General features: G+C 57.7%; 6 protein-coding genes and 1 pseudogene. 6 read left to right on the forward strand and 1 reads right to left on the reverse strand.

The window, feature by feature from the left end; genetic code table 11:
• Positions 1–295 (reverse strand): nodulation protein NolB (locus EOA60_RS37515; protein WP_281060736.1); only part of this gene is annotated, 295 nt, incomplete at its 3' end.
• Positions 296–481: 186 nt separating this feature from the next.
• On the opposite strand from EOA60_RS37515, the gene EOA60_RS11435 reads away from it, so the two are divergent.
• From EOA60_RS11435 to EOA60_RS38885, 6 genes and pseudogenes are all read left to right on the forward strand, one after another.
• Positions 482–1,180 (forward strand): secretin N-terminal domain-containing protein, encoded by a 699-nt coding sequence (locus EOA60_RS11435; RefSeq protein ID WP_091595837.1) that lies wholly within the window; start codon positions 482–484, stop codon positions 1,178–1,180.
• A gap of 427 nt (positions 1,181–1,607) precedes the next feature.
• The gene (locus EOA60_RS11440) at positions 1,608–3,419 is read left to right on the forward strand and encodes an HrpF/NolX family T3SS translocon protein (RefSeq protein ID WP_236370748.1); all 1,812 of its coding nucleotides are present in this window, start codon (positions 1,608–1,610) and stop codon (positions 3,417–3,419) included.
• Between the two features lie 1,056 nt (positions 3,420–4,475).
• Positions 4,476–4,820 carry a helix-turn-helix domain-containing protein gene (locus EOA60_RS11450; protein WP_091595831.1) on the forward strand — a complete coding sequence of 115 codons (345 nt, stop codon included), beginning with the start codon at positions 4,476–4,478 and terminating at the stop codon, positions 4,818–4,820.
• 37 nt (positions 4,821–4,857) lie between these two features.
• Positions 4,858–6,195 carry a serine hydroxymethyltransferase gene (gene glyA / locus EOA60_RS11455; RefSeq protein WP_091595829.1) on the forward strand — a complete coding sequence of 446 codons (1,338 nt, stop codon included), beginning with the start codon at positions 4,858–4,860 and terminating at the stop codon, positions 6,193–6,195.
• Between the two features lie 57 nt (positions 6,196–6,252).
• Positions 6,253–7,428: a methionine adenosyltransferase gene (gene metK, locus EOA60_RS11460; protein ID WP_063169265.1), complete on the forward strand. Its 1,176-nt coding sequence runs from the start codon at positions 6,253–6,255 to the stop codon at positions 7,426–7,428.
• Between the two features lie 19 nt (positions 7,429–7,447).
• A pseudogene (locus EOA60_RS38885) lies at positions 7,448–7,677 on the forward strand (hypothetical protein); the annotation flags it as partial.

The raw sequence follows: 7,677 nt of genomic DNA on the forward strand, positions 1-7,677 counted from the left end.
GGGCTATGTCATGGTCGAGCGCGGGGAAGGAAACAGTGTTGTGTGGATATAGGGAGGAAATCGTCTGCAACACGCGATCGCCCATGCCGCTCGTCGGCGCAGCCGCGCGCTGAACATCCATCGCCGCAGCAACTGGCGCCGCACTCGCTGGCTCCGCGGCGGCATTGTTTTTCAGCGAGTCGGCTGCATGCCCTAAGGCGCGCTCAAACTGGGCCTGCTCGACAATCGACGGTGATCCGACCCTGGGGAGGCCAGCCGTTAGAGTGGCAGAGATCGACGTGACAGGCATCATCATGTAAGGACTCGGTTGCTCTCTCTGACCGGGCGGGCCCCGCCCATTCATCACCCGGTGTCGGCGCAACACTCCTAGGGGGGCAAGCTGACAACAAGCTGACTAACGGCGGCGTCATTTCGACATCTAAAATCTCTTCGGCAATTTAGTCACTTGTGATGATTTCAGCGTTTGGTTTATCAGTGCGACATGCCGAGAACGCTTATCCAACCCGTCACCCTGCATGTTTTGAGACTTCTCTGTGCCGGGTTTTTTCTGTCCACCGGGATTCACCCGGCGCACGCAGTCCCGCTGTCCCTTCCGGCGACACCCTATAGATACACGGTTCTGGATCAGGAACTCGCTGCAGCGTTGCAGGAATTCGGCAACAACCTGAATATCAGGGTCAACATCAGTCCTGCGGTGAAGGGGCGAATTCGCGGACGTATGCCTGATTTGCCACCGCGCGCGTTCCTCGACCGCTTGACGAACCTTTACGGTCTCCAATGGTACTATGACGGCCTTGTGCTCTATGTGTCTGCTGCACAAGAATCGCAAACTCGAATGCTTTTGATGACGTCGATTCGCTTCGATGCGTTCAAGGGGGCTCTCGACAAGCTTGATATCTCCGACGAGCGCTATGTGGTCAAACCCGTGCCAGGCAATGGCCTCGTCTTCGTTTCCGGTCCACCGCGCTTCGTCGCACTCGTGGAGCAGACCTTTAACGGCTTGGTGGCGGAGGCGCAGGCGCAGACTCACATAGCGGCCACGCCAAAGGAATCAGTGCTGATCTTGTTTCGCGGCTCCTCCACTACGGTCGTTCGCGACGGACGACCGGATGCTTCTTATTCTTCTGACATCCCACAACAGGATAGCGTTGGCGGGAAGCCTGAGCTGGGCAAGAAATGAACATTGAGGATTTGCCGCAGCTCTGAAGAACATGACTGCGGCTACCCCTTTGTGAACTCTTCGCAAACTCGTCAGTTTCTCGAAAGCTAATCCGCTCATGATGAGTCCCGGCAGCTCTCGCGGTGACTCCGGCCATTGTGTTGGACCGAACCTTGGAGCCGGCCCGGAACACAGCAATTGAAGGCAGGGCAGGCGCATTCGTGACCTGCCGACGCTTGGAATTGTCGAATTTTGTGAAACGCAAGGGATCTTCTGTCGGGGTCTCTTGTGGGGATTTCAACGTCACGTCTGAGGATGCACAATGTCGGCCAGCAATCTTTCAACTTTCTACCGCTCAAATTCGCTACAGTCCGCAAGGGGTTGGCCGGGCCTGAAAGTTTCCCATTTTGCGACCCAGCATCAGCAAAGTGCATCGTGCTTCGAAGCGATGCTGTCCACTTGTGTGCTGGCAAACAAGCCCGGCTCTTTCGCGCAAGGGGATCTGCCAACGTCGAATCTTGATTCGACAATGGATAAATTGCGGCAGGACCCTTTGGGCCATCTGGCACCGGATGTCGAATCGACATTGAAGGGCTTGGAGCAACACCCACTGGATCTGCTGCCGCCACATATGAGGGCGGCTCTCAAGGAGGACCAATCGCAACGCTCCAAGGCGACTGAAGCCCAACATCTGCTCCGCGTCACCCCGAAGATCGAGCCGGCTCCCAGGCCGAGCCCCGGAATCACGTGGAACGGTGGGTCGCTGACCACGGCTGAGTTGCAGATTGTTGCGGTACTCAACCGTCACAAGGACCAATGCCCGCTTAGTTGGAAGTCGTTGACCGAGAAAGCCAATGATCCCTCTACGCCACCGGATCTGAAAGCGGCGATCAAGGGACTGCAGCAGGATTCGGGACTTTTTTATGCGATTGGCTCGCAGGGCGACGGCCGCTGTGGAGGCAAGATCAACGCCAAGGACTTGGCCGGATTTTCAAACCACCACCCACAAGTTGCTGCATTTCAGGAAGCCCAAGCGCAAAGCTACGAGCAGAACTACATACCATCCGACGGCAGCGGAGGTTTGCAGCCTTCGGTCATGACCTTGAGCGATGCCTTGCGGGAGTTTTACCGGTACTCCGAAAATCTGTCCAAGGACCTGAGTCTGGATGAGTTCAAGAAAATGGTCGGCGGCGAATCGAAAAACGGCAAATTTCCGCCCCAGGTCATTGCGGCGGCGCAATATTTCCTCGATCACCCCGATGCTTGGAACCAGTTGTGCGGTGGCTCGAAAGGGAAGATGCACAAAGAGGATTTCCTGCAAGTCGCCTCATCGTCGATGAGCCTCACGCAAACTGAGCTGAATACGGTCGAGATGATCAAGGACCATCAGGACACGTTCTTTGGAAGCGGTGTTCTGACTCGCGACAAACTGGCGAAAATGAAAGACGACAAGAGCCTTGATCCGAAAGTGCGGGAAGCAGCCTCTCAGCTCCTTTCAGATCCTCTTTTGTTTGGCCTCCTGAACAATTCGATCACGGGCTATAAGACCCATCATAAATTCTTCGACTTTGGCGGCGGGCATACGGTTGATTCCGGCAATATCAGCAAAAAAGACTTTGCCCATTTTTGCACAAACATGTCGTCTGCGAACCGCAACGTTCAGCAGCCAATCACCCACGGCGCCCAAACCGCAGAAGAGCAGAATGCCGTCGCGGACATGAAGATGGGCCTGATGGACCAGCCTGACATTAAGTCAGCCAAAAAGAACGGCGGGGCCGTCATGCACGTCGTCGACTCCGTGCTCAAAATCGAGACGAAAGTGCTCGACTTGGCGGCAACGGCGGTGGGACTGCTCAGCTTCATTCCGGGCCTCGGACAAGTAGCCGATCTTGCCTCGATGGTTCTCGAGGCTGAGTCGCAAGCAGCCAATCTCCTGCGTACGGCCATTAACGGAGGCGATATGAAGCGAGCGCTGGAGGAAGCTGGCCTCAATATGGCCGCGCAGGCGATCGGCCTTATCGCAGGCCCCGAGGTCAAGCTGGCCATTCGAAATGGGCTCGTAAAGCACCTGATGGAAGAGGCCTTGGCGGCAGGCATTGATCTTTCGGTCTCGACGGCGCAGGACTACGCAGAAGGCTATGTGAATAACCTCCAAGCGCGCCTTGCAGGCGGCCCTGAGCAAAACCTAGGCCTTCCGAGCATGCCATCATTCCAGAGTGTGGCAAGCAATGTGCCCTTCGTCGGCATTGCCTTATCCTAGCCGTCGCCTTGCGCGGAAGCTTTGGCTCGCGCGCTGAGATAAGGGTCATTGTGGCACAAGCAGGGGTTCATCCGCATCAACGCAAGCGGTGTTCCTGACGCCATCTTGATCGGACTGTGAGGGAGATGTCCGAAGTCTGTGAAGGCTTCGGTATATGACGACTTCAGAGTTACGCTGAGCCCAGCCATCTCGAGCCGGTGCGCCGGGTCGAGGTTTTCACGGGCGCCGGCCGGCAGCGGGAATGGTCTCCGGAAGGCACGGCGCGGATGGTGGCGGAGCTGGCGCAGCCGAAGGAACGGCTGTCGCGCGCCCAGGGCGGCCTCCCGAACAGCCAGACGATGATCTCCTGCGGCCTATATCCTTGTGCCCACGCTCAAGGCAGTCGGCTGAAAACAGCGCTGATTTAAAACAGCATTATCCTGCACTGCACCCTCGATCCTTGCGCTCACCGATCGCTCGTCGACACGCACGCGGTCAAGTCGTTATCGGCGCTATGCCGATGGGCTTCGAGAGCAAGGTGGACGCTGAGCGGTGCGTCAGCCTCAGGGCGCGGCTGGCCAGCTTTGGGTCTCACGCTCTATGACGGCAACACCCGGCTGATCCACTTGGCCTGTTCGGGGGCTCCCGGCAGCGGCGCGGAAGCCACGGTCCGCCTTCCTCGGCTTCAGGCCAAAGACACCGCAGCATGCTCCAGAGCTATGTCTGCCGCCTTCGCCCCATCGTCGCTGGTCATGTGGAAAGGACAAGCAGGCTACGCACCCCATAATCCCGTCGGGCAGGATTCGACAGTCGACGGCGAGACATTCGCCAAACCTCACCCTTGATTCTCAGCAACGTTAAAAAAAATTCACATAATGTTCGTGAGCGTAGTCTCCTGTCAGGTGGTACATTAGCCCCAATATCTGGCGTCTTAGTCGTAGAAAGGACTGTGATCCATCTTCCATTAGCATCCATACCAGCGGATTTACAGCAAATGACGAGAAGAGATCTCATGCGGATTGATGGGGATAGAAGGGCTAGCGGCTTGCTGCATCCCGTCCGGGTTGATGCCAACCAATGTTGACACTGGTAAATCGCGTAAGGACGGCAGCGCATCTTGATCGCCTTCGAATCCTGGGCCTTTGCGCGCATGCGGATCTAACCGTCGGCGAGCTGGCCGATATTACCAGTCTGCCTCGCGAGCAGGTTCGACGCCACGTCCGGCGGCTGGTCAGAGCCAACTTTCTTTGCTGCAACGAACAACGTCCGCAGTCTTCGTACCATATGCAAGCAGGAGGCAAGGATGGCGGGCTGGCTCAATTGGTGGTCGATCTCCTGCCCCACGATGATGGTCATCATAAAAGAGACCTACAACGCCTGGAAGCAATACAAGACGCGCGGTTGAAGGGACCGCCTGCTTGATCGTGAAATAGATCAGTCCAAATGGAGCGCGACTACCATGGATAACTCCGCCGGCGGCGCCATCGCGCAGCCCGACACTTACGGGCGGCCTCACTTAGCCGCCGTCGACTCCCGCGTTCGCGAACTGCTTCTAAGACAGGAGCGCCAGGAGCGGACAACTCTCAAACTGATCGCCTCCGAGAACTTTGCCTCCTCGGCGGTGTTGGAAGCGACCGGGTCGATTTTCACCAACAAGTATGCCGAGGGATACCCCGGTGCGCGCTACTACGCCGGAAACGAGATCGTCGATGAGCTTGAGACCCTCGCGATCGAGCGCCTGAAAGCGCTATTTGGCAGTGAACACGCCAACGTCCAGCCTTATTCAGGCTCGCCAGCCAACCAGGCTGTCTATCGCGCGCTTTTGAGCCCCCGTGACAAAGTGATGGGCTTGCCTTTACCCGAAGGCGGCCATCTGACTCACGGTTGGTCCGTCAATTTTTCCGGCAGCGATTATCAGCGCGTCCCGTACAGGCTGCACGAAAAGACACAGCAAATTGACTATGACCACTTGCGCGAGACCGCCAAGCGGGAACGCCCGAAGCTAATTTGGGTCGGCGGAACTGCTTATCCGCGTATTTTTGACTACGCGGCAATGGCCGAAATTGCTTCGGAGGTGAACTCGTATCTGGTGGCTGACATCGCCCACATCAGCGGCCTGGTTGTCGCAGGAGTGCATCCGAACCCCGTGCCCCATTGCGATGTGGTCACCAGCACCTCTCACAAGTCGATCCGCGGTCCCCGGGGTGGCTTCATTTTATCAAGGAATGAAGACCGTTATCAGCCCCTCCATCATCCGAAGAGCAAACACAATCTGGCCAAACGTATAGACCGCGCCGTGTTCCCTCTTCTGCAAGGCGGACCGCATATGAATACTATCGCCGCGCTTGCCGTCGCTTTGCAGGAAGCAGCGAACTCGTCCTTTCGTGTCTACGGTCAGCAGATCGTCCACAACGCCAAGGCTCTGGCCCAGGCGCTTCTGGAGCGAGGTTATGAACTCGTCACCGGGGGCACTGACAATCACATGCTGATCCTTGATCTTCGGGACCGGCCGCTGTCAGGCAAAGCCTATGCGGAGCGCTTATCGCGTGCAGGCATCATTGCGAATTTCAATATGGTCCCGGGCGACCGGCGGCATCCGGCGCTGACAAGCGGCATCCGCTTAGGGACGCCAGCGGTGACGTCCATGGGCATGCGCGAAACGGAGATGGTGCAGATCGCCGCTTTCATCGACTCGGTCTGCCGCCAGCCCGATGACCAGGAAGTTCATGCGAGCGTACGAAGAGACGTTGCCGACTTCTGCACTGCGTTCGATGTTCCCGGCATCCCCGACCGATAAGCCACCCCAATCCAGAAACTCCTCACTAACTCCAGCACTTGAAGCGAGGGCATTTTTATGACCAGGCAGTTCGTGTTCTCTTCCGAATCCGTCGGCGCGGGACACCCCGATAAGATGGCAGACAACATCTCCGATGCCATTCTCGATGCGGTCCTGCGCACCGATCCGAAGGCGCGCGTCGCCTGTGAAGTGTTGGTGAAGACGGGGATGGTCGTTGTGGCTGGCGAGATCACCAGCCATGCCCACATCGATTACAGCCAAGTCGCCCGCGATACGATACTCGATATTGGCTACGACGATGATGCGATTGGCTTTGATGGTCGACGTTGCGCCGTCGTTCTGGCCCTCACCGAGCAGTCGCCCGACATAAGCCAGGGCGTTGATGAAGGACGAGGGCAGGATCTCGGGCAGGGGGCAGGGGATCAGGGCATCATGTTTGGATTCGCATGCAACGAGACGGATACATTGATGCCCCTGCCGATCCAACTCGCTCACCATTTGACGAAAAGACAGGCCGAGGTCCGGAAAGCGGGACAGCTTGGCTGGCTGCGTCCGGACGTGAAATCTCAAGTGTCCGTACGCTACGAAGGGCTCCGCCCGGTGGCGCTGGATACCATAGTCCTGTCGACGCAGCATGACGAAGCGGTCTCACAAGCCACGGTCCGCGAAGGCGTCATTGAGGAGATCATAAAACCGGTCCTGCCGGCCCACCTGGATACTTCGGGGATCAGATTTCTGGTCAACCCAACAGGGCGGTTCGTGGTCGGTGGGCCTGCCGGCGACTGCGGCCTCACAGGACGGAAGATCATCGTCGATTCCTACGGTGGGACCGGGCGTCACGGCGGCGGTGCCTTTTCGGGCAAGGACCCATCCAAGGTTGACCGCTCGGCGGCCTATGCCGCCCGGTATGTCGCGAAGAACATCGTTGCCAGCGGCCTTGCGGAGGTCTGCGAGGTTCAGCTTGCCTACGCGATCGGCGTGGCCAGTCCGGTTTCTGTCATGGTCAATACTTTCGGAACCGCAAGGATCGAGGAAAAAAGGATCGAGCGCCTTGTTCTCGAGGTTTTCAATCTCCGACCGAAAGGCATCATCAAGATGCTTGATCTCTTACGCCCGATATACCGCAAGACGGCGACATACGGACACTTCGGGCGTGAAGAGCCTGAGTTCACCTGGGAGAAGACGGACAAAGCTGACGATTTGCTGCGTGAAGCAGGACCGGCAGCTGCGTGAGGGCGGCTGGATCAAGCGCATGCGGCAACCCATTTCAACTCGCGAGACCACGCCCGGCCGGCATGGCAAGAAGCCGGCTCGGGTTTTTGGCGGAGATTTTGATGCGGATTATGACGTGCTCTGCATCGGTAATGCCATTGTCGACATCATCGCCCAGTGCGACGAGGCATTCCTCGAGACCAACGGCATCATCAAGGGAGCGATGAACCTCATCGACACAAGGCGCGCCGAGCTGCTCTACAGCCGCAT

The sequence above is a fragment of the Mesorhizobium sp. M1A.F.Ca.IN.020.06.1.1 genome (assembly GCF_004023265.1).
Taxonomy (GTDB): domain Bacteria; phylum Pseudomonadota; class Alphaproteobacteria; order Rhizobiales; family Rhizobiaceae; genus Mesorhizobium.